Below are 20,672 nucleotides of genomic sequence, written 5' to 3' on the forward strand. Positions count from 1 at the left end.
CCCGATCCGCAGCGCACACTTGGCAGCTCGATGCGTGCAGAGGATCCCTAGGGACCCTCTGCACGAATCATCGCGCCGTGTGCATCTGCGGTCTCGGGCGGCCTGCGGCGTTGCAAATACTCGCAATAGCTACGGCTATTGCTGCGTCTTGCGCCTTGCACTCCATCCCGATCCGCAGCGCACACTTGGCAGCTCAATTCGTGCAGAGGATCCCTAGCGGTCAGGCCTTTTGACCCTTCGCCAGGTGAGCCAGGGCGCCACCGAGCAACGGGTGCAGGAACCGGTACCCCTGCGCCAGCGCGGCACGCGGCACGGCGTTCTGCCCGTCCAGCAACAGGGTGGACATTTCCCCCAGCAAGACCCGCAACGGCAACCCTGGCGTGCGCAGCCAGGCACGCCGCCCAAACGATGCAGCCAGCGCCTGCGCAAACGTGGCTTGCGTCACCGCATCAGGCGCCACAGCATTGACGGGGCCTTGCAGGGTGTTGTGCGCCATCGCAAACCGCACCAGCCCCACCGCATCGGCCAGGTGCACCCACGGCGCAGGTTGGCGGCCATGCCCCAGCACGGCGCCCAGGCCCAGGCGTGCGGCCAGCGCTTGCATTGGATACGCGCCACCACCATGCCCCAGCACCACCCCCAACCTCATGCGTACCACCCGCACGCCCAGCGCTTCGGCGCGGCGCGCCTCGTGTTCGATGGCGGCGCACAGGTCGGACTGGAACTCGCCCGGCCGGGGTGGGGCGGTTTCGTCCAAGGGCTCCATCGACGCGTTGGGTGATGCGCCGTAGAAGCCCACGGCCGATGCGCTGACCAGCACGCGCGGGGCCTTCTGCAGGCGGCGCATCAGGCTAACGACGGCCACGGTGGTGTCGACACGGCTGGCCAGCAGTTGGCGTCTGCGTGCCTGGGTCCATGGCATGCCCAGAACGCGGGCGCCTGCCAGGTTGACCACTGCGTCGATGGTCGTCTCTGACGGGATGGCGTCCAGGGTGTCCACCACCCACACGCCGGGGCCAAAGCTGGCGCGGGCTTGCAGGGCATCGCGGGTCAACACGATCACCCGCTGGCCGTCGCGCACCAGGTCGGCCACCAGGGCGCTGCCCACGAATCCGGTGGCACCGGTCACCAGCGTGGCTGGCTGGGATTGCATGCCATGGGGGTGTACGGCACTGGGCTGTGGTGTTGGCGGTGCTGTGCGGTAGAGCTTGATGGCCGCCAGCACGTTGCGCACGCTCCAGGCCCACACGCCGATGGCATACGCCGTGAACAGCCACGACACCCAGCCGTGCGGCGCCAGCACCATGCCGGTGGGTTGCTGCACCCAGGCCCAGAGCGCGGGGGCGACCAGGCCCAGGAAGAGGCCGTAGCTGATGGTCAGCACGGTGTGCAGCACACGTTCGAACGGCGGCAGGCGGCGGGTGCGGTCTTCTTCCAGAAAGTCGGCCAGGGTGATGCCCAGCTCGACCAGCAGCAGGGCCGCCAGCACGGCGGCAAAGGCGCCGCGCCATTCAAACCAGGCCAGGCCGACAAAGACGACGCCGTAGATGGCCTCGCGTGCGGCGTGCAGCGCCAGTTCATACCGTGCCGAGGTGCGCTGCGGCAGCCGGGCCTGCAGTTCGTGGTGCCACAGGTTGTCGAAGGCCCCCAGCGCGGCCTGGATGGAGAGCAGCGAAAAGATGGTGTTCATGGCGGTCATGGTGTTTGCCTTCAGTGTGACGATGAATCGATGCCGACGGGTGTGCTGGAGTACTCGGTCGTGGTGTCGACCACGGGGTCGGTGAATACGCCGGACTGGTGGAAGGTCTCGCCCCACAGCGGGTGCACCATGCTCAGCGTGAAGCGGAACTGGCCCCCGCCCAGATCAGTGTGGGCCACGCGGCATGTGCCAGGCGTGAGCAGGGTCGGCACGGGGATGCGCAGGCCCGCCACCACCCACCAGAAGCGGCGGCTGCGGAACACCAGCGCGCCGTCTTCTTCCAGCACGTCCAGCGACATGGCCAGGCCGCCGTCGGTGCGCTCCAGCAGGGTGCCGTCGGCGCCCAGCTCCTTGGTGGACCGCACGGTGCGGTCTGCGCTGGTGTGTGTGCCGTTGTCGTTGGTGGCGCCCGTGCCGGTGTGAAAGCGCCGCTCCCACACCACGCCGCCGCGCCCGTTGTGGCTGACGTGCACGGTGGCGGGCAGGGCGGTGGTGTGGATGTGGGTCAGCGGGCCGCCCCAGGGCCGGGTCAGCGCGGCGTAGATGTGGCCGATGAGCGAGCAGCGCAGGTCCAGGTGGCCCTGGTAGCTCACGTCGGCGTGGGCGGTGCCAAAGCGGCGTTGCACGGCGGCGGGCAGGCGTGCCCAGGCGGCAGCGCCGGCCAGGGCTTGCAGGTCGAGCACCGGGGCAGGGTGGGCAGGGGTGGTGGCGCAGTGGCGGGGCGCTGGGGTGAACAGGGCAAACATGGCAGGCTTTGCAAGAGTGGCGGTTGCCCTCTCTATTGCGAAACCCGGGCCAGCCTCGGCGGCCGCTGCAAGTGCTTGATTTCATTGAAATTTGATGTGCGACCTGCATACTTGGTTTACAGTGCGCGCAGCCCCTACCGTTAACGCCAGGAACAGGTCACACCATGATCCCCACCATCGTCCGCGTATGCTGATCCACGCCGTCCTCGGGTTCTCGGTGCTTGAAACGCTGGTGTTGGCCGCCTTGCTGCTGGCCTGGGCCGACCGTGTGGCGGGAGCGCGGTTGCTGGCGGCGTTCTTGATCGGCATCTCGCTGTGGATGGTGGGCAACGAGCTGCCCAACTGGCTGGGGCCCGAGACCGAACCGGTGGCGATGCGCTTGCTGGCCACGGCGCCATTTACCTCCGCGCTGTTTTTTCATTTCTGCACGGTGTTTTGCCGGGTGGACCTGGGGCGCTGGGGCGTTGCGGCGGCCTATGCGCTGGGTGGTGGCGCCACGGTGGTCTCCGTCATCCTGGTGCCGGGCCATCTGATCGAGCACCGCGACATCGGCTTCATTGCCGTGGCCGACCCGGTGGGCACCATCGCCAGCATGGCCTGGGTCATTCTGGGCATGGGCGGTGTGGCGGTGCTGCTGCTGGCCTTGCTGCGCGCGCGCCGGTCGGGCGACGGGCAGAAGTTTCGGCAGATTGCCGCCGTCACCGCGTCGTGCCTGTGGGGCCTGCTGTGCCTGGCGGGCTACGGCATTGCGGTGCTGGATTGGCCGATCTACCCGTTTCCGCTGCTGGGTCTGCCGCTGTACTCGTTGATTCTGGTCTACGGCATCTTGCGTTACGGTGTGTTTGTGGCCAACGCCTGGGCACGGCGCGCGCTGGTGTGGGCGCTGCTGTTGGCGCTGGGGGCGGTGGTGCTGGCGCTCACGCCACTGCTGCCGTTCGAGTCGCGCTGGCTGGGCGGTCTGGCGGTGGCGGCCAGTGTGCTGGCGCTCAACGGCCCGGTGCGCCGCGTGGCCGAGCGGCTGGTCTACCCAGGGGGCGAGGTGTCGGTGGCCGACCTGGGCGCCTGGCGCAGCGCACTGCTGTCGGCCGAGACGCCCCAGGCGCTGGCGCAGCAGGCGGCCACGCTGCTGAGCACGCGCATTGGCACGCAGGTGGAGGTGCAGGTTGGCACTTCGCCCACTTCCACATCGCCAACGGCGTCAACGGCACCATCAACGCCCCCCGGCAGCACCCCGCAGCTGGTGTGCAGCCCCGCAGAGCAAGGCTGGCAGACCACGCTGCAGGGCTGGGACGCGGCACCCCCCGGGCCGCGCCATGTGGCCGAGCTGTTCGGCACGGTGGTGGCCGAGGCGGCGGCGCGCGTCGAGCAGGCGCAGCAGTTTGCCGCCCGCGAACGCGAGCGCCAGTTGCAGGCGCGGCTGGCCGAGCTGGGCGCACTGGCCGCCACGGTGGCGCACGACATCCGCAACCCGCTCAACATCATCTCCATGGCCGTGGCTGCTGCGCCCGGCGAGACCCGGCGCGAGGTGGCCGACCAGGTGGCGCGCATTGCCAACCTGACGCACGACCTGCTGGACTTTGCCAAGCCCTGGAAGCTGGCACCCCGCGAGCTCGACCTGGCCGCCCACGTGCGCAATGCAGCGCAGCGTCTGCCCCAGGTGAGCCTGGGCGTGGGCCTGGCCCAGCCGCTGGTGTTGCAGGCGGACCCCCGGCGTGTGGACCAGGTGCTGACCAATTTGCTGGAGAACGCGCGCATCGCGATGGAGTCCGAGGCCGATGGCGTTGAATCGGCGCCAGCAACACACAGCCCCGTGCACATCGACGCAGAAACCACCGACAACGCCGTGCTGCTGCACATCTGCGACGCCGGCCCCGGCGTGCCCGACGAAATCCGCAGCCGGCTGTTCGAGCCTTTTGCATCGCGCAGCCCCGGTGGCACCGGGCTGGGCCTGGCCATCGTGGCGCGCATCATGGCTGCGCACGGCGGTTCGGTGGCTCTGACCGAGCGGCCTCCGTGGAGCACCTGCTTCACGCTGCGCTTTCCCTTGACGACGACGCAACGCCTGCCATGACAGCCCACACCACAGACAACGCAGCCGACGCCCAGCCGCAGGCGGAGCAAGGCGCCACGCCGGCCGACGAGCCGCAAAACGGCCATGTGCTTCTGGTGGACGACGAAGCGGCTTTTCAGCGGCTGGGCGGCGCCTTCTTGCGCAACCTGGGCCACACCGTCACGCTGGCGGGCGATGGCGACCAGGCCCTGGCGGCGTTTGCCAAACAGCAGCCCGAGCTGGTGCTGCTGGACCTGGCCATGCCGCCGCACATGGACCCGGAGATCGGCCTGGAACTGATCCCGCGTTTTGCGCGCGTGCCGGTGGTGGTGTTGACCGGCCACGGCGACCACGCACTGGCCCTGCGCGCCACCGAGCTGGGCGCCTGGGACTTTCTGACCAAGCCGATCGACCCGGACATGCTGCGGTTCGTGGTGACGCGCGGCCTGCGCAAGGCCAGGCTGGATGCCGAACTGGCCGCGCTGCGTGCAGGGCAGTCGCTGGACGATCTGGGCATGGTGGGGCAGGCGGCCGCCACAGCGCAATTGCGCGCCCTGGTGCGCCGCGTGGCGCCCACCCACGTCAGCGTGCTGGTGCTGGGCCCCACAGGCACCGGCAAGGAGCTGGTGGCCCGTGCCTTGCACGCCTGCAGCGCGCGCCGCAACGAGCCCTTCGTCGCCATCCACTGCGGCGCCTTGTCGGCAGAACTGCTGGAGAGTGAGCTTTTCGGCCACATGAAGGGCAGCTTCACCGGCGCCTACCGCGACCAGCCCGGCCTGGTGGAGGCCGCGCACGGCGGCACGCTGTTTCTGGACGAGGTGGGCGAGATGCCGCCGCCCATGCAGGTCAAGCTGCTGCGCTTTTTGCAAGAGGGGTCCTTCGTGCCCGTGGGCGGCCGTGTGCCAAAACGTGCCGACACCCGCGTGGTGGCCGCCACCCACCGCGATCTGGAGGCCATGGTGCGCGACGGGTCCTTCCGCGAGGACCTGTTCTACCGCCTCAAAGGGGTGGTCTTGCGCACGCCGTCGCTGGCGGAGCGGCCCGCCGACATCCCGCTGCTGGCCACGCGGTTTCTGCACCGCGTGGCACACCGCGCCAGCCTGTCGGCCAGCGCCCTGGCATGGCTGATGGCGCGCGAGTGGCCGGGCAATGTGCGCGAGCTCAAGGCGGTGGTGGAGTCCGCCGGGGCACTGCTGATGCCCGGGCAGCGCGAGGTGGATGCAGCGCTGCTGCAACTGGCCAGCGGCGATATCCCCGACATGACGGACACCGCAGCGAACCTCCCCGCCAGCCCGCAGGCCCCGCACGGCAGCACCGGGCCGCTGGACGCGGCGCTGATGGAGCTGGAAGTGCGCATGCTGCGCGACACCATGGCGGCAGTGTCGGGCAATCAGTCGGAAGCAGCGCGGCGGCTGGGGATTTCGCGGGTGGGCTTGATCAAGAAGCTGACGCGGCTGGGTTTGAAGTGAGCCCGCGAGCCTGGCCACAGGCACTGGTGCGGCCTGGGCACGGACAGGCGGGAGGCTAACGCCCCTCCTTGGGCGCCCACCGCGCGCGGGGTCAGGTTGACCTGGCGGCGGGTTCGGCGGATGCGGGCGACGTCGCTCCGTCCGGCGCGCGGGGCGCCGCCGTGCTGCCGCGCTTGCTGATGAGCAGCACCCCCGCCAGCACCAGCGCAGCCCCCGCCATCTGTGGCCAGGACAGCGGCTCGTCCAGCAGCCAGCAACCGAAGAAGATCGTGAGGATAGGGCCCAGCGTGCCCACCAGCGCGGTTTGAGCTGCGCCGATGCGGCGGATGGCTGCGGATGTCATGAACACCGGCAGCACGGTGGAAAACACAGCCATGCCCAGCGCGTGCAGGTAGACCGGTGCCGGTTGCACCAGGGCGCCCATCGGTTGCGACACCATGAAGTGCAGCAGCGTCGCGCCGGTGGAGACCAGCATGGCCAGCGCGGTGAAGCGCGCCGCGCCCAGTCTGCGGATGGCGGGCTCGCTGCCGGCCTGGTAGAACGCGTACGACACCGCCGAGCCGAACACGAAGCCTGCGCCCAGGAACACGGCGCGGGTGTCGCCCGCGATCTGCAGGTCGTGCGCAAAGGCCAGGCCGATGCCGGCGTAGGACAGCAGCAGCGCCCCCATCTCGCGGCGGGATGCCCGCTTGCCCATGAAGAGCACACCGATCACGATGGTGAGCGTGGGGTAGGTGAACAGGATCAGCCGCTCCAGGCTGGCAGTGATGTACTGCAGGCCGATGAAGTCGAGGATGCTGGCGCCGTAGTAGCCCAGCAGCCCCAGCGCGACGATGGCCAGCCAGTCGCGGCCGCTCAGGGGCGCGAGCTGCCGGCTGGCACGCCAGCCGACCCAGGCGAACACCGGGACGGAAAACGCCATGCGCAGGCACAGCAAGGTGACCGAATCCACGGGTACCGCCTGCGGCACGGCGTAGGCCAGCTTCACAAAGATGGCCTTGAACGAAAAGCCCAGTGCAGCCAGGATGGCGAGGGCAAGACCAAGGCGTTCGGCGGACCAGTTCTTCCAGGGCATGGGGGATTTGTGCGGCAAGGCAGTGCGTTCAGATCGTGTGAAATCTTCGAACGCTGTGTGTGCTTTGCATCGGCATGGAGTGATAAGGGGTTGCATGGTGCCCTGGCAAGCACTCATGCACAATTGCCCATCCCGCAACCCTGAGTTCGTTGCAGACGAACGATGCCAGGCCGCCCTTGAACTACGACCTCACCGATCTGCGCCTCTTCGTTGCCATGGCCGAGGAGCGCAACCTCACACGCGGCGCCGCACGCGCCTATCTGGCGCCGTCGTCCGCCAGCCACCGGCTGCGGCGGCTGGAAGAGGCGCTGAACACCACGCTGTTCGAGCGGCAGACGCGCGGCCTGGCGCTCACCCGCGCGGGCGAGGCGCTGCTGCGCAATGCGCGGCAGGTGCTGGCCAGCATCGAGCAGATGCACGCCAACCTGTCGCCCTTTGCCACCGGCATCCGTGGCCATGTGAGCCTGTGGGCCAACACGCACGCCACCCACACTTTTCTGCCGGACGACCTGGCGGGGTTCCTGAAGCGGCACCCGCAGGTCAGCGTGAGCCTGGAGGAGCGCACCAGCGCAGAGATCGTGGTCGCGGTGGCCAGCGGCGAGATCGAGGTGGGGGTGCTGGCCGACAGCGGCACGGGCGCGGGGGTTGAGCTGGCGCCCTACCGGCAGGACCGCCTCGTGCTCATCGTCCCCGCAGGCCACGCACTGGCTGCGCGCGCCAAGGTGGGGTTTGCCGAAGTGCTGGACCACGCCTTCGTCATGCTGCACGCCGGCTCGGCCATTCACACTTTCACCATGAATGCAGCGGCTGCCCTGGGCCGGCACCTGGATGTGCGCATTCAGGTGCGCAGCTTCGAGGCGGTGTGCCGCATGGTGGGGGCGGGTGTGGGCATTGGCCTGGTGCCCCGCGGTGCGGTGCCGGTCGCGGGCCTGAGCGAGCCGCCCGTGGTGGTGGAGATGGACGAGCCCTGGGCCCAGCGCGACCTGCAGATCTGCGTGCGCCGCGGTGTGGTGCTGTCGGGCTTTGCGCAGGCGCTCGTGGATGCGCTGCGCGCCGGGTCGCACTGATTCGGCCTGGATCTGACCGCATCACACCGACAGAACCTGCTGCAGCGGGCGTTCAGCGTTCAGCGTTCAGCGGTCCGCAGCTGCGGGTAGCTTGGCGATCACCTTGATCTCGAACTGAAAGCCATACAGCCACGTCACCCCGATGCCTGTGAGCGTAGGGTGCGGCGCGTTGCCCCAGTATTCGCCCACCACCTCCCACGCGGCCTCGAAATGGGTCTCCGGGTCCACCATGAACACCGTCACATCGATCACGTCGTCGAAGGTGCAGCCAGCGGCCTGCAGGATGGCGTTCAGGTTCTCGAAGGCCAGCCGCACCTGGGCCTGGTAGTCGGGCTCGGGCGAGCCGTCGGGGCGGCTGCCGACCTGGCCGGAGACGAACAGAAAGCCGTTGGACCGGATGGCGGGCGAGTAGCGGTTCTTCTCGTAGAGCGCCTGGCGCCCGGGCGGAAAGACCACGTCGCGGGGAGACGTCGAGGGCATGGTCGAGGGCATGGGAATATTCCTTTTCGGTGGGCCGTGTCGGCCCGGGTTGTCGATGCCCTGCAATTTATCGGCGCGCCCGCCGGGGATAAACAGGCCAGCCTGTCCATCACTGTTTGTAAACTCCAAACAATCGTTGGCCAATCTTCGGCAAGACAGGAGCGCTATGGACCGGTTCGATGCAATGCAGGCCTTCGTGCGTGTGGTTGAATCGGGCAGCTTCACCAAGGCGGCGGACACCCTGCACGTCAGCAAGACCACGGTCACGCAGCTGGTGCAGCAGCTGGAGGCGCGGCTGCGGGTGAAGCTGCTGCACCGCACCACGCGCCGGGTGCAGGTCACCGCCGATGGCGCTGCGTACTACGAGCGCGCGGTGCGGCTGCTGGCCGACATGGACGATGCGGAAACCAGCCTGTCGAGCGCATCGGCCGCGCCCCGGGGGCGTTTGCGGGTGGACGTGCCCAGCCCGCTGGCCCGGCTGATCCTGGTGCCGGCCCTGCCGCAGTTCCATGCGCAGTACCCCGACATCCAGCTCGACATGGGCGTGAGCGACCGCATGGTCGACCTCATCGGCGACAACGTGGATTGCGTGGTGCGCGGGGGCGAGATCCAGGACCAGTCGCTCATCGCGCGGCGGGTCGGCGACCTGCAGCTTGGGGTGTATGCGGCCCCCGGCTATCTGGAGCGCGCCGGGATGCCAGCGCACCCGAAGGACCTGGAGGACACGCACCACCGCGTGGTGGGATTCCTGTGGTCGCGCTCGGGCAAGACCTTTCCGTATGCGATGCGGCGCGGCGCAGAGGACGTGCAGGTGCAGGGCCGCTATGTGCTGGCGGTGGACGACGGCAATGCCTACCAGGCCGCGGGGCTGGCGGGCATGGGCATCCTGTGGTTGCCGCATTACATCGCCCAGCCGCACCTGGGCACTGGCGAGCTGGTGCCTTTGTTCCAGGACTGGGCGCTGGACACCATGCCGCTGTACGTGGCCTACCCACCCAACCGCCACGTGAGCGCCAAGGCGCGGGTGTTCATCGACTGGGTGGCCGCCCTGATGGCGCAGCATGCCCCGCTGGTGGGGCCGGGCGGCGGCTTGCCCCGGCCCTGAGGCAGCGCCTGCGGGTCTGCACCGGCCCCCCAGGTCCACCCAGGATCAGGCGGGTGCCAGGGTCACGGGCGCTCCGGCCGCCTTCAGCGCATTGCGCACGCGTGCGGGCGTGTCGGCAGGCACCACCAGGCCTGCCAGGGCCTTGAGCGGCGCCACCGTGAAGGCCGATGCGGCCCCCAGCTTGTCGGCAGAGGCCAGCACCACCGTCTCGGCCGCGCGCTGGAGCAGGGCGCGTTTGACGGCGGCCTCCTCGAAGTCGCCCGTGGTCAGGCCCGCGTCCGCATGCACCCCGGTCACGCCCATGAGGTACAGCTCCGCGCGCAGCTGGGCCGCAGCTTCGACCACGCTGGCGCCCACGTTCACCATCGAGTGGCGGAACAGGCGGCCCCCCAGCACCAGCACCTCCAACTCCGTATGCCCCGCCAGCGCGACGGCCACGGCGGGGCTGTGCGTGACGATGGTGGCGCGAAGCTGCAGCGGCAGGTGCTGCACCACCTGCAGCGACGTGGTGCCGCCGTCCAGGATCACCACCTGGCCGGGCTGCACCAGCGCCGCCCCGGCGCGGCCCAGGGCGCGCTTGTCTTCGGGAGCCAGTTGCTCGCGCACCTGCAGGCTGCCCACGGCGGCGGAGGCGGGCAGGGCGCCGCCGTGCACGCGCTGCAGCAGACCGTCGGCCGCCAGCTCGCGCAGGTCGCGGCGCACCGTATCTTCGGAGATGCCGAGTTCTTCGCTCAGGGCTTTGGCCACGACCTGGCCGTGCTGCCGAAGGCGTTCCAGGATAAGTTGCTTGCGGTGGCGGGTCAGCATGGGAGAAACGTGGCGTGGGCAAACGGTACGGTACCCGGGTTGCGTGAATTTGCGTGTTTGTGCATGATATTGCACGAATCACGATGGCGCAAAACCATGTCCACCTCTATCGACCACGACCTCCCGCTGCACCAGCGCACCCCCGCCGTGCCGGCCGAAGGAACAAGCCTGTGAGCCGCCCCGTGCCCGCGCCGGTGCCGGCCAGCACTGACCAGGTCCAGCTGTTGGCGGTGGATGTGCTTTCCGACCACTGGTACACGCTGCGCAAGGTCACCTTCGACCTGCGCCGCCGCGACGGCCAGTGGCAGACCTTGAGCCGCGAGGCCTACGACCGGGGCAACGGCGCGGCGCTGCTGCTGTTCGACCCGCGCCGGCGGATGGTGGTGCTCACACGCCAGTTCCGCCTGCCGGCGTTTCTGAACGGCAGCGCCGATGGCATGCTGGTCGAGACCTGCGCGGGCCTGCTCGACGGTGACGACCCTGAAACCTGCATCCGCCGCGAAGCCGAGGAAGAAACCGGCTACCGCGTGCGCCAGCCGCGCAAGGTGTTCGAGGCGTACATGAGCCCGGGCTCCGTCACTGAAAAGCTCCACTTCTTCGTGGCCGAATACGAGCCAGCGGACCGCATCCGCAGCGGGGGCGGGCTGGCCGACGAAGGGGAGGACATCGAGGTCATCGAGATGCCGCTGGCCGAAGCCCTGGCGGGCATCGGCAGCGGCGCCATCGAGGACGGCAAGACGGTGATGCTGCTGCAGCATGTGGCGTTGATGCTGCAGGGCGCGGCGGGGTAGGGCCGAGCAAGGGAATCAGGTGCGGAGACTCGCGGTGGGGTCGCGGTGCTCCGCTTTCAGGGCACTGCCCACCCATCGCGGCCCACAGCCCTGCCGAGGGTCAGGCCTTCTTCTTGACCAGCCCGTAGATCACCAGCAGCACGATGGCGCCGATGATCGATGCGATCCAGCCCACGGGCGCTTCGGGTGCATACCAGCCCATGGCCACACCCACATAGCGCGCGACAAACGCCCCTGCGATGCCCAGCAACGTGGTCATGATCAAGCCCAGCTTGTCGTCGCCCGGCTTCAGGGCCCGCGCGATCAGTCCCACGATGAAGCCGACGATGATGGTTCCGATGATGGAAAACATGAGGTTCCTTGGTTGAGGTCTTTGGCTGAAGTTGAGGCCGTGGCCATGCACTGGCAGCGAATGTAATGGCATTTGCTGCCAGGCCTTGGGTGGGCGATCGATAGCCCATTGGTTTGCGCTTTGGTCACGGCCGCACATCTTTGCACTGGTCGATGCAGGTGGCTGTAGGTGGATGCTGAATCGCGAGTGAAGGCAAACCGCCGAGTGCACGCCTGCACCACCGCCCCGCGCGCGATAATCCCGTGCTATTGATTCCGTAGCTGTCCGCGCTCATCCATCCAGCGGTAGCGGCTGTTTTTTATCACCTCCACGGTTGTTCTTCACCTCAACGCTCCCATGCAAGCCCTGCTCGACGCCATTGCCTCCATGCCCCTGCCGACCGAAGCCGGGCGCGTCTTTCATGGCCGCGGTGGTCTGCACCCCGGCTGCGAACAATGGGCGCTGGATGCCTACCCGCCGGTCTTCGTGCTGACCAGCTTTGCGCCCGCGACGGAAGAAGAGCTGGCTGCCATCGGCGCGGCCCTGCAGGCACGCTGGGCGCAGATCGCCCCGGCCGCCGAGCCGCTCAACTGGGTGTTCCAGCACCGGGGCGAGGCCCTGCGCATGGAGGGCCGCAGCGAGACCCGCCTGATGGCCGGCGCCGTGCCCGACCCGCACACGGTGACCGAAGCCGGCGCGCGCTACCGCGTGCACGTGCTGCGCGGGCAGAACCACGGTCTGTTCCTCGACATGGCCGCAGGCCGCCGGTGGGTGCACGACTACGCAGCCGCGCGCAGCGCAGACCGCTACGGCCTCAAGGTGCTCAACCTGTTTGCGTACACCTGTGCGTTTTCGGTGGTGGCGCTGCAGGCGGGCGCCCGGCAGGTGGTCAACGTGGACATGAGCCATGGGGCCATCGGCATCGGGCAGCAGAACCACCAGCTCAACGGCATCACCACCGGCGCCGCGTTTTTGCCGCACGACATCTTCAGCAGCTGGGGCAAGATCACGCGCGGTGGGCCCTATGGCCTGGTCATCGTGGACCCGCCCAGCTACCAGAAGGGCAGCTTCGTGGCCACCAAGGACTATGCGCGCCTGATGCGCCGCCTGCCCGATCTGCTGGCGCCGGGCGGCCACGCGCTGCTGTGCCTGAATGCGCCGGAACTGGGCGCGGCTTTTCTGCAGGACCAGATGCGCGAGTTGGCGCCGGAGCTCGCCTTTGTGGAGCGCGTGGCCAACCCGGCCGTGTTTGCCGACGCCGATGCAGACCGGGCGCTCAAGGTGCTGGTGTACCGCGCGCCTGACCTGGTGGCCCCGGACACCGCCAGCGCTACGGCGACGTAAGCCCCGCCACCCAGCGCCGCGCCAGCGGGGCCGCCACCAGCACGCAAGGGAACGCAAAAGCCCAGGCCGTGAGCCAGGCCCCAGCCCACACGCCGACGAATTCGGCCGACCAGCCGCGCGCGTGCAGCGTGGAGATGCCTGACACCAGCAGCGACATCAGGCCCGACAGGATGAAGCCGAACAGCACCGGCGCAAAGCGCTGCGGGATCATGCTGCGGCCTCGGCTGCGTCTGCCACCATGCCCTGCACGGTGTGGGGCGCAAAGCCGTGCACCTTGCGCGCAAAGTTTTGCCCGAACAGGTGGGCCGTCCTGATGTCGCCGGGCGCAAACGCATCGGGTGCAGACGCATGCCCCGCCTGCGCCATCAGGCCCGACCACGAACCCAGGCGGTTGGCCGCCTCGTCATAGGGCGTGCCGCTGTGCTGCTCGGGCAGGATGGGGTTGCCCACCCAGACCATCCCGTGCTGCATGGAGAACACGAACATCGACTGCAGCGTGGACTGCTTGTCGCCCGCCGGCAGCGACGACACGGTGAAACCCGCCGCCAGCCGCCCTTGCAGTTGCTGTCGGCGCCACAGGCCGCCGGTCGCGTCCATGAAGGTCTTGAACACGCCCGACACCCCGCCCAGGTAGGTGGGCGACCCCCACACCAGGCCGTCGAATTCTTGCAGCACATCAGGCGCCGGGGTCAGGTTGGCGGCTTCGATCAATTGCACCTGTGTGCCGCCCACGTTGCGCGCCCCGTGCGCGACGTGCTGGGCGATGTGCTCGGTGTGGCCGTGGGCGCTGTGGAACACCACCGCGATCTTCTTGCTTGTCGTCATGTCAAAAGCTCCATTCAAAAACAGGGATAGGCAAAAATGGGTCAGGCCGCAACGCAGCGGCTCCACGCCCAGGCGGCGAGGTACAGGCCCAGGCCGAACACCGCGTGGTTGGCCAGGCTGCGCAGCCGGTTGCGCCAGGGCGTGGCGGTGCGGGACGCCGCGATGCCGCTGCCCATGGAGGGCTGCATCACGAACCAGGGCGCCACCACGGTGGCAATGCCGATGGCCAGCGCCGGCAGCGGTGTGGGCTCTGCAGCCCAGGCGCGGCCGTTCACCAGCACCGCCAGGGCCCCAAACCCGATGCCGACGGCGTAGTGCACGGTCCAGCCCGCCACGCGCTCGCCACGCACCGGCGTGGACTTGGCGATGGCGGTGTGAAACCACCGTCCCCGCAGCAGGTGCCCCGCCCAGCGCCCGATGAGCGCAAACGGCTGCGTGGGCACGCCCAGCCGCCGCAGCGCAGCCAGCCACACGTCCATCACCGCCGTGGCGCCGACGCCGATCCACAGCACGTGCAGCGCCTCGTGGGTCCATTCATTCATAGGTTCCTCGTTTCTTTCACAGTTGACTGAGCACCGGTGTCTGGGTACTGTACGAATTCAAGTCAACTTGAAGTCAAGAGGTTTTTGTGATCGACATCGGCGAAGTCGCCAGGCGCTCGGGCGTGGCCGCGTCCACCCTGCGGTACTACGAGGAAAAAGGCTTGATAGCCTCCACCGGCCGCCACGGCCTGCGGCGGCTGTTCGACGCGCGGGTGCTCGATCAGCTCGCGTTGATCGCGCTGGGGCGCGTGGCGGGCTTCTCGCTGGACGAGATCGCCACCATGTTCGCAAGCGACGGCCAGCCCGACATCGACCGCGGCATGCTGACGGCCAAGGCGGACCAGATCGATGAAATGGTGCGGCGCCTGGAGGCCATGAGCGCCAGCCTGCGCCATGCCGCCGTGTGCCCGGCGCCGAGCCACATGGAGTGCCCGTCGTTTCGCAAGCTGCTGCAGTCCGCAGCGTCGGGCGACATAGCGCCGCGAGAGCTCATGCCCCGGCGGCGAGGGTGAGTGCGTGGGCCGCGACCGGGCCGTGCGGCGGTGGCCGGCGCTGCGCTATGGCTGCCCTGGAGAGCGATACCGCAGCGATGCGGCAGAAATGCGAAAGCGATGAGCCCCGTCAGCCCGCCTGCAAGGCGCTGACAATGGCCGCCCACTCGGCCGGGGCGACGGGCGTGATGGACAGGCGGCTTCCCTTTTGCAGCACGCGCATCTCGGTCAAGGCGGGGTGCTCCCGCATTTCAGCCAGGGGCATCAGCCGCGTCTTCTTCACCGCCTGCACGTCCAGCAGCAGCCAGCGCGGCTTGTCTGCCGGTGACTTGGGGTCGTGGTAGGGCGATGCGGGGTCGAACTGGGTCGGGTCCGGCCGCGTGCCCGAGGCCACGCGCGCGATGCCGACGATGCCGAGTTCGGGGCAGCTCGAATGGTAGAACAGTACGCCGTCGCCCACCTGCATGTCGTCACGCATGAAGTTGCGGGCCTGGTAGTTGCGCACGCCGGTCCACGGCACGGTGGCGGCCGGGGCGGCCAGGGCGTCGTCGATGGAGCATTCTTCGGGCTCGGACTTCATGAGCCAGTAGTGCGGCGTGCGGCCAAGTGGGGCGGTGGGCGTGGTCATGGCGGCATTTTGGCAAAGCCGGGGCTGCATGGGGGCCCATTGAGCTTCTGGTCCCGAGGCGGCGTGCACGCCTGGGTGCTATTGAATGTATAGCTGCTGGCGCTTGTCCATCCAGCGGTAGAGCACAAAAATAGCCAGATAAAGAGCCAGCGCGCGAACGTGACGACTTCATTGCCCCGCTGAGCATTAGCAGCAAAAACTCTTGAAGAACCGCTCCGGCCATGATGAGTGGATAGCGCTTTAAATCAATGCAGTGATATGGTATGAAATATCAATAACCCAAAGCAATTCTTTATTTCCGAGTTTTCCCATTTCTTGCTTTTGTGGAATTCTGTTTTTCCTGCGCTGCCGTCAATAGTTCAATAACTTCGGGATTGTTTTTCTTTTTTGCCATATCCCAAACTGTCAAGCCATTTTTTTTTGAAATATCAAGACGTGCGCCGTGTTTTAAAAGCACTTTAATGACGGGTATGTTTGAAAGAGACACTGCCCCCATCAGAGGGGTTGCCAAAGGATTGCCCATGCTGTTTACATCAAATCCATTTTCAATCATGTATTCGACGAAAATAGCCGCATCCTCCTGTGGAGAGAATGTAGATAGCTGAGCAGTACTGAATATTCTATTTCTATCTGTTTTTGAGGTGGGAAACTTTGCATGATTTTGAATCAATTTGCATGCAATGGAGTACTTTGAGGTGATGAGGGCTGCCTCCAGTGGAGTAATTGAAATATCTGCCCTTCTGATATTTATGTTTGATCCGATATCTATCAAGAATTTTGCAGCAGGCCAATTGCCGACAGCCGAGGCTGCGATGAGGGGCGTGATGCCAGGTGGAACTACGATCTTGTCCGGATCATTGCCTGACAGGATTGACGCTATTGTTGAAGCATCTGCGCCCATTTCAATGGCGTGGTAAAGGGGGTGCGGATTGGGAGATGCTGTTGATGTGGGCAGCGGCACAAAGGGTGTAGTTTCCGCTGCCTTACACAAAGACTTCATTTCTGGTGAAAATTCTTTTGCATAAGATGAGAAATTCAACGAAAAAAATAAGCAAAAGAATAAGTAAACTAGTTTTCTCTTTTTCATTTTTGTCCCGTTAATTCGCTTTGTCGGCGGACTGCAGCTTCCTTGATAATATTTCTCGCGGCTTCCCAATCTTTGCCAGCCAAATGTCGCGTTAAATGATACTTTTCCTCGGGCCAAAGAATTATCCCTTTTTTTTGAAGATCTTTTTCTATGGCTGCAGTACCGAGAAGCGCTGAGAACCCGGCGTATGCAGAGGGCTCCAGCGCACCAATCATCGCGTCCAATACGGGTCCCCCAACTCGTGTGGCAGCCGTACCTGCAGAAGTTAACACAGGCCGCCCAGAAACAGCCGTCTGCGCTGCCTTGGATGCCTTTGCGAGTCTCTCACTCTCTTTTTGTGACCATTGCCCCAGGCGCGTATTGCTGTAGGTAGGTATCTTTTCAGGCAAGGTTGTTGCCTTGTTGCCCAAGACGCTGCCAGGAATGAAGCCATCTTTCTTCATGTAGTCTGTCAGGGTTTTTTCGGCGTACGTAGCAGCCGTGCCTGTGCTGGAGCGGCCTGCAAACAGATCACCCAAAACTGACGTACCAGCATCCAGCATATTGGAGAGCCGTTGGTGTGGCTGAAGGGGCTGAAAAATACGGGCTTGCGTCAACTTGACAAAGGTTTTTGGGTCATTCTTTTTAATGTCCGTCATATATTGATGATAGCGTACGGGATTATTTTTTCTTAAGTACTCTACGTAGTCAATGTAGGCAATTGTTTTTGGAATATGCTTGCGTGCATCGGCAATGTATCCCTTGGCTTCATCATGCGGGCTTTTGGGTGCAGACTCTGTTTTTACCACGATACCGTTCAATGTGACGGTCACCGGTGAAGTTGTTTCGCTTGGAGATGGCATTCGGTCTGAATAGACTGGATGCCCATTTTTATCTTTGTAGAAGTACATCATTTATTAGTTTCCCAAGCTACTTCATGTTGATGAAAAGGCGGTATCTCGACTTCGATATTGCTATCATCAAGAGACGATTGGGAACTATAGCGAGAGTAAGCTTGACCAGCTGCAACGAACAGAAACGATATAGATTCGTGCATAATTCAAATTAAAACTATGCATTTATTCTTCGCAGGGGATGCTGACCACAGAAATATGCTGTTTAGAGGCGCCGTGCGCTTGTACAAACGCAAGATTGACGATCTGGGTGAGCACCAGACCATCGCCCAAAACATCGATCTCGCAGAGTTTGGCTGTGCTGGTCTATGGGATGCTTGGATGGAGCGATGACCGCACCGGCGGGGCGAGCGCAATCTGTGGTCTGTCAGCCGGCCTTGCGAAAGGTGAGGTTGATGCGCACCGGCCCCGTCATCGCATGCTCCCCCACGGCCAGCGGTAATACGCCGTGGAACCGCAGCCGCGCCGGCCCGCCCCACACCACCACGTCGCCATGCCACAGGCCCACGCGCCGGGCCTGGTCGGCGCGCTCTGCGCCGCCCCACAGAAAGACCGCCGCAATGCCAAGCGAGACGGACACGATGGGGTGGTCGTAGTTGCCCTCGTCGCGGTCCTGGTGCAGCGACAGCCGCGTGCCGGGCTCGTAGCGGTTGATGAGGCAGGCGTCCGGCGAAAAGCCGGGGTAGCCCGCTGCCTGGGCGGCATCGCGTGCAAGTTGCTGGAAGGCCGCGGGCATTAGCGGCCAGCGCTTGCCGGTGTCGGGGTCCATGGGGTCATAGCGGTAGCCGCTGCGGTCGCTGATCCAGCCCAGCGGTCCGCAGTTGGTCATGGCGACCGACATGCGCTTGCCGCCGGGCGTGATGAGGTGCCTGAAGGGCGCGCTGCCCGCAATGGCGTCGACGGCGTGCAGCAGCTCGGCCGCCTGCTCCAAGGCAAAGCCGCGCAGCACCACGGCACCCGGCTCCAGCAGTTCGGGCTCGTGGGGTGTTGGCAAATGTTCGAACAGATCCAGTGTCATCGTGTGCAAATCCCTGCCGTTGCGCCAACACGCTGTCGCAGCAACTGGCGCGGCCAAGGCCAGTGCACCCGTGGAACTGGCTCTGCCAGGCCACCGGGTGCGTCCCCCTCCCGCGCAGCGAGAGAGGGGGAAGGCGCCGCAGGCGACTCAGGGGGAGAAAGTTTATTCACCATCATGAAAAATGATCCCCGCCGTATGCCGCTGCCCTGACCGCACACGGCTAACCCCATGCCGCAGGTTCACCCGGTACACGCCCCGCGTGCCCTGCACCGGGCGGTGTTGCACCGCGAAAGCCACGGCATCGCCCTGGCGCAGGGGCACCACCTCGGCGCGCGACTGCATGCGGGGGCGCTGTTCGGTCAGCACGAACTCGCCCCCGGTGAAGTCCCGACCGGGCTCGGACAGCAGGATGGCGACCTGCAGCGGAAACACATGCTCGCCGTACAGATCCTGGTGCAGGCAGTTGTAGTCGCCCGGCGCGTACTGCAGCAGCAGCGGTGTGGGGCGCAACTGGCCGGCCGCATGGCAGCGCGCAATGAAGTCGGCATGCCGCGCGGGGTAACGCACCTCGATGCCCATGGCGGCGTTCCAGTGGTTGGCGATGGGCTGCAGGTGCGGGTACAGCGCATCGCGCAGCCCGGCCACCACGTCCGGCAGCGGGTAGCTGAAGTACTGGTATTCGCCCAGGCCGAAACCGTGGCGCTGCATGACGACGCGGCTGCGGAACACGGGCGGGCCGGCCTGGCGGTACAGCCCGGCCAGCGCCATGCACTCATCGGGGCCGAGCAGTTGCTGCAGCACCGCGTGGCCCTGGGTGTGCAGGTCGTCGGTGGCCTGGGCCCAGTCGATGGCAGCGATGCGACCAGGCCAGGTGCCCTGGCTCGGGCTTGTCGTCGGGGTGTAGGGCAGTGCGCTCATGCTGCTGCCTTCTTTGTGGCTGCTGGGGCTGCGGCCTCGGCCTCGCGTTCCAGCAGCGCGCGCTTGCGCTCCACGCCCCAGCGGTAGCCCGACAGCGCGCCGTCGCTCCGCACCACCCGGTGGCAGGGAATGGCCACGGCCAGCGCATTGGCGCCGCAGGCCTGCGCCACGGCGCGCGTGGCGGTGGGGGCGCCGATGCGCTGGGCGATCTCGGCATAGCTGGCGGTCTGCCCAGCCGGGATGGAGCGCAGCGCCTGCCACACCCGCTGCTGGAAGGCGGTGCCCTGCACGTCCAGCGGCAAGGCCAGACCCACGCCGGGGGCCTCGACAAAGGCCACCACCTGGGCGACCAGCGCTTCGAAGTCGGCATCGCCGCCCACCAGCTGGGCCTGGGCGAAGCGGTCCTGCAGGTCGCGGACCAAGGCGTCGGGGTCGTCGCCGAGCAGGATGGCGCACAGGCCCTGGCCGCTGTGCGCCACCACGATTGCGCCCAGCGAGCACTGCGCCACCGCAAAGCGGATGCGCTGCGTGGCTCCGCCCGCTCGATAGTGCGTGGGTGTCATGCCCAGCACCTGGTGCGACTTTTCATAGAAGCGGCTGCTGGACTGGTAGCCCGCGCTGTAGATGGCGTCGGTGACCGAGTCGGCCGGTTGCTCCAGCGCGCTGCGCACGCGCTGCTCGCGCCGGGCGGCGGCATAGGCCTTGGGCGTGAGGCCCGTGGCCTGCTTGAAGATGCGGTGAAAGTGCGATGGGCTCAGGCCCGCGCTGGCTGCCAGCGCATCCACAGAGGGCGCACCGTCGGCTGCGGCGTTGTCGATGGTGCGGCAGGCGTCGGTCACGAGCGCCGCATGGTGGGCCAGCGCCGTAGGCTGCCGGGGCCTGCAGCGCTGGCAGGGGCGAAACCCGGCGCTTTCAGCGTCGTCACAGCTGGCATGGAACCGCACGTTCTCGGGCCGGGGCGTACGCGCTGCACAGCTGGGGCGGCAATACACGCCGGTGGTCTGCACCGAGTACCAGAAACTGCCGTCGGCCTGGGCGTCGCGCGCCAGCACCGCTGCCCAGCGCGGGTCGGCCTGGGTGACCGCTGCGTGTGCGGCCTGGTCGGCCTGGCGAGAGGTCGGGGTGCGGGGCATGGCGGGGCGGTGGGTGGCTAGGGTGTTCATCTGCATGGTGGATGGCTCACAAATTGGTTGCGATGCCATGCACTCTAGGGACGGGGTGTGCGGGGCGCACTCCGAAGTCTGCTTTTGAATTCTGCGCCACTGCTGCGGATGGTTCTAGACTTCATGCCGTCTTTCCGTCTTTC

Annotated in this window: 22 protein-coding genes; 7 read left to right on the top strand and 15 right to left on the bottom strand. The window is 66.5% G+C overall.

Going from position 1 to position 20,672, the window contains the following annotated elements; all coding sequences use genetic code 11:
* Positions 1–220: 220 nt before the first annotated feature.
* Both ACIGHN_RS18355 and ACIGHN_RS18360 read right to left on the bottom strand, forming a co-directional pair.
* Positions 221–1,699, bottom strand: a complete 1,479-nt coding sequence (locus tag ACIGHN_RS18355; RefSeq protein ID WP_396505466.1) for a TIGR01777 family oxidoreductase — start codon at positions 1,697–1,699, stop codon at positions 221–223.
* An 11-nt stretch (positions 1,700–1,710) separates the two neighbouring features.
* Positions 1,711–2,445 (bottom strand): DUF4166 domain-containing protein, encoded by a 735-nt coding sequence (locus ACIGHN_RS18360; protein WP_396505467.1) that lies wholly within the window; start codon positions 2,443–2,445, stop codon positions 1,711–1,713.
* A gap of 187 nt (positions 2,446–2,632) precedes the next feature.
* On the opposite strand from ACIGHN_RS18360, the gene ACIGHN_RS18365 reads away from it, so the two are divergent.
* Both ACIGHN_RS18365 and ACIGHN_RS18370 read left to right on the top strand, forming a co-directional pair.
* Positions 2,633–4,516 carry a sensor histidine kinase gene (locus ACIGHN_RS18365; protein WP_396505468.1) on the top strand — a complete coding sequence of 628 codons (1,884 nt, stop codon included), beginning with the start codon at positions 2,633–2,635 and terminating at the stop codon, positions 4,514–4,516.
* Positions 4,513–5,964 (top strand): sigma-54-dependent transcriptional regulator, encoded by a 1,452-nt coding sequence (locus ACIGHN_RS18370; protein WP_396505469.1) that lies wholly within the window; start codon positions 4,513–4,515, stop codon positions 5,962–5,964. Before ACIGHN_RS18365 ends, ACIGHN_RS18370 begins: the two co-directional genes overlap by 4 nt.
* A gap of 91 nt (positions 5,965–6,055) precedes the next feature.
* Here the strand turns inward: ACIGHN_RS18370 and ACIGHN_RS18375 are convergent, their stop codons facing one another.
* A complete protein-coding gene (locus tag ACIGHN_RS18375) occupies positions 6,056–7,039 on the bottom strand; it encodes a DMT family transporter (protein WP_396505470.1) in 984 nt (327 codons plus the stop codon).
* A 176-nt stretch (positions 7,040–7,215) separates the two neighbouring features.
* Between ACIGHN_RS18375 and ACIGHN_RS18380 the strand changes: the two genes are divergently transcribed.
* Positions 7,216–8,106 (top strand): LysR family transcriptional regulator, encoded by an 891-nt coding sequence (locus ACIGHN_RS18380; RefSeq protein ID WP_396505471.1) that lies wholly within the window; start codon positions 7,216–7,218, stop codon positions 8,104–8,106.
* A 66-nt stretch (positions 8,107–8,172) separates the two neighbouring features.
* On the opposite strand, the gene ACIGHN_RS18385 is transcribed toward ACIGHN_RS18380, so the two are convergent.
* Positions 8,173–8,598 carry a RidA family protein gene (locus ACIGHN_RS18385; RefSeq protein WP_396505472.1) on the bottom strand — a complete coding sequence of 142 codons (426 nt, stop codon included), beginning with the start codon at positions 8,596–8,598 and terminating at the stop codon, positions 8,173–8,175.
* A gap of 154 nt (positions 8,599–8,752) precedes the next feature.
* Here ACIGHN_RS18385 and ACIGHN_RS18390 point away from each other — a divergent pair, with 154 nt between their 5' ends.
* Positions 8,753–9,691: a LysR substrate-binding domain-containing protein gene (locus tag ACIGHN_RS18390; RefSeq protein WP_396505473.1), complete on the top strand. Its 939-nt coding sequence runs from the start codon at positions 8,753–8,755 to the stop codon at positions 9,689–9,691.
* 45 nt (positions 9,692–9,736) lie between these two features.
* Here the strand turns inward: ACIGHN_RS18390 and ACIGHN_RS18395 are convergent, their stop codons facing one another.
* On the bottom strand, positions 9,737–10,498 hold the full coding sequence (locus ACIGHN_RS18395) for a DeoR/GlpR family DNA-binding transcription regulator (protein ID WP_396505474.1): 762 nt from the start codon (positions 10,496–10,498) through the stop codon (positions 9,737–9,739).
* 194 nt (positions 10,499–10,692) lie between these two features.
* Here ACIGHN_RS18395 and ACIGHN_RS18400 point away from each other — a divergent pair, with 194 nt between their 5' ends.
* Positions 10,693–11,289 (top strand): NUDIX domain-containing protein, encoded by a 597-nt coding sequence (locus tag ACIGHN_RS18400; protein WP_396505506.1) that lies wholly within the window; start codon positions 10,693–10,695, stop codon positions 11,287–11,289.
* A gap of 100 nt (positions 11,290–11,389) precedes the next feature.
* On the opposite strand, the gene ACIGHN_RS18405 is transcribed toward ACIGHN_RS18400, so the two are convergent.
* A complete protein-coding gene (locus ACIGHN_RS18405; RefSeq protein WP_396505475.1) occupies positions 11,390–11,641 on the bottom strand; it encodes a GlsB/YeaQ/YmgE family stress response membrane protein in 252 nt (83 codons plus the stop codon).
* Between the two features lie 336 nt (positions 11,642–11,977).
* On the opposite strand from ACIGHN_RS18405, the gene ACIGHN_RS18410 reads away from it, so the two are divergent.
* Entirely contained in the window at positions 11,978–12,964 is a 987-nt protein-coding gene (locus ACIGHN_RS18410) for a class I SAM-dependent methyltransferase (protein ID WP_396505476.1), read from the top strand.
* Here ACIGHN_RS18410 and ACIGHN_RS18415 read toward each other — a convergent pair.
* From ACIGHN_RS18415 to ACIGHN_RS18425, 3 genes are read right to left on the bottom strand one after another with little or no spacing between them, the layout of a single operon-like run.
* Positions 12,951–13,175, bottom strand: coding sequence for a DUF2798 domain-containing protein (locus ACIGHN_RS18415; RefSeq protein WP_396505477.1), 225 nt, complete (start codon positions 13,173–13,175; stop codon positions 12,951–12,953). The two genes, ACIGHN_RS18410 and ACIGHN_RS18415, sit on opposite strands and share 14 nt — an antisense overlap.
* Complete coding sequence (locus ACIGHN_RS18420) at positions 13,172–13,789, bottom strand: flavodoxin family protein (protein WP_396505478.1); 618 nt, start codon at positions 13,787–13,789, stop codon at positions 13,172–13,174. The genes ACIGHN_RS18415 and ACIGHN_RS18420 overlap by 4 nt, the downstream gene beginning before the upstream one ends.
* Before the next feature lie 41 nt (positions 13,790–13,830).
* Positions 13,831–14,331 (bottom strand): DUF2938 domain-containing protein, encoded by a 501-nt coding sequence (locus ACIGHN_RS18425; protein WP_396505479.1) that lies wholly within the window; start codon positions 14,329–14,331, stop codon positions 13,831–13,833.
* Between the two features lie 86 nt (positions 14,332–14,417).
* Between ACIGHN_RS18425 and ACIGHN_RS18430 the strand changes: the two genes are divergently transcribed.
* Complete coding sequence (locus ACIGHN_RS18430; RefSeq protein ID WP_396505480.1) at positions 14,418–14,843, top strand: helix-turn-helix domain-containing protein; 426 nt, start codon at positions 14,418–14,420, stop codon at positions 14,841–14,843.
* A gap of 109 nt (positions 14,844–14,952) precedes the next feature.
* Here the strand turns inward: ACIGHN_RS18430 and ACIGHN_RS18435 are convergent, their stop codons facing one another.
* The 6 genes from ACIGHN_RS18435 to ada form a co-directional block, all read right to left on the bottom strand.
* Positions 14,953–15,450 carry an EVE domain-containing protein gene (locus tag ACIGHN_RS18435; protein ID WP_396505481.1) on the bottom strand — a complete coding sequence of 166 codons (498 nt, stop codon included), beginning with the start codon at positions 15,448–15,450 and terminating at the stop codon, positions 14,953–14,955.
* Between the two features lie 292 nt (positions 15,451–15,742).
* Complete coding sequence (locus tag ACIGHN_RS18440; protein WP_396505482.1) at positions 15,743–16,537, bottom strand: ankyrin repeat domain-containing protein; 795 nt, start codon at positions 16,535–16,537, stop codon at positions 15,743–15,745.
* Positions 16,534–17,430: a hypothetical protein gene (locus ACIGHN_RS18445; RefSeq protein ID WP_396505483.1), complete on the bottom strand. Its 897-nt coding sequence runs from the start codon at positions 17,428–17,430 to the stop codon at positions 16,534–16,536. The genes ACIGHN_RS18440 and ACIGHN_RS18445 overlap by 4 nt, the downstream gene beginning before the upstream one ends.
* Before the next feature lie 367 nt (positions 17,431–17,797).
* Positions 17,798–18,448 (bottom strand): DNA oxidative demethylase AlkB, encoded by a 651-nt coding sequence (gene alkB, locus ACIGHN_RS18450; RefSeq protein WP_396505484.1) that lies wholly within the window; start codon positions 18,446–18,448, stop codon positions 17,798–17,800.
* A gap of 162 nt (positions 18,449–18,610) precedes the next feature.
* Complete coding sequence (locus ACIGHN_RS18455) at positions 18,611–19,366, bottom strand: 2OG-Fe(II) oxygenase (RefSeq protein WP_396505485.1); 756 nt, start codon at positions 19,364–19,366, stop codon at positions 18,611–18,613.
* The gene (gene ada / locus ACIGHN_RS18460) at positions 19,363–20,499 is read right to left on the bottom strand and encodes a bifunctional DNA-binding transcriptional regulator/O6-methylguanine-DNA methyltransferase Ada (protein ID WP_396505507.1); all 1,137 of its coding nucleotides are present in this window, start codon (positions 20,497–20,499) and stop codon (positions 19,363–19,365) included. Before ada ends, ACIGHN_RS18455 begins: the two co-directional genes overlap by 4 nt.
* Between the last annotated feature and the right edge of the window lie 173 nt (positions 20,500–20,672).

It is taken from the genome of Acidovorax sp. NPDC077693 (genome assembly GCF_044542805.1).
Taxonomy (GTDB): domain Bacteria; phylum Pseudomonadota; class Gammaproteobacteria; order Burkholderiales; family Burkholderiaceae_C; genus Acidovorax.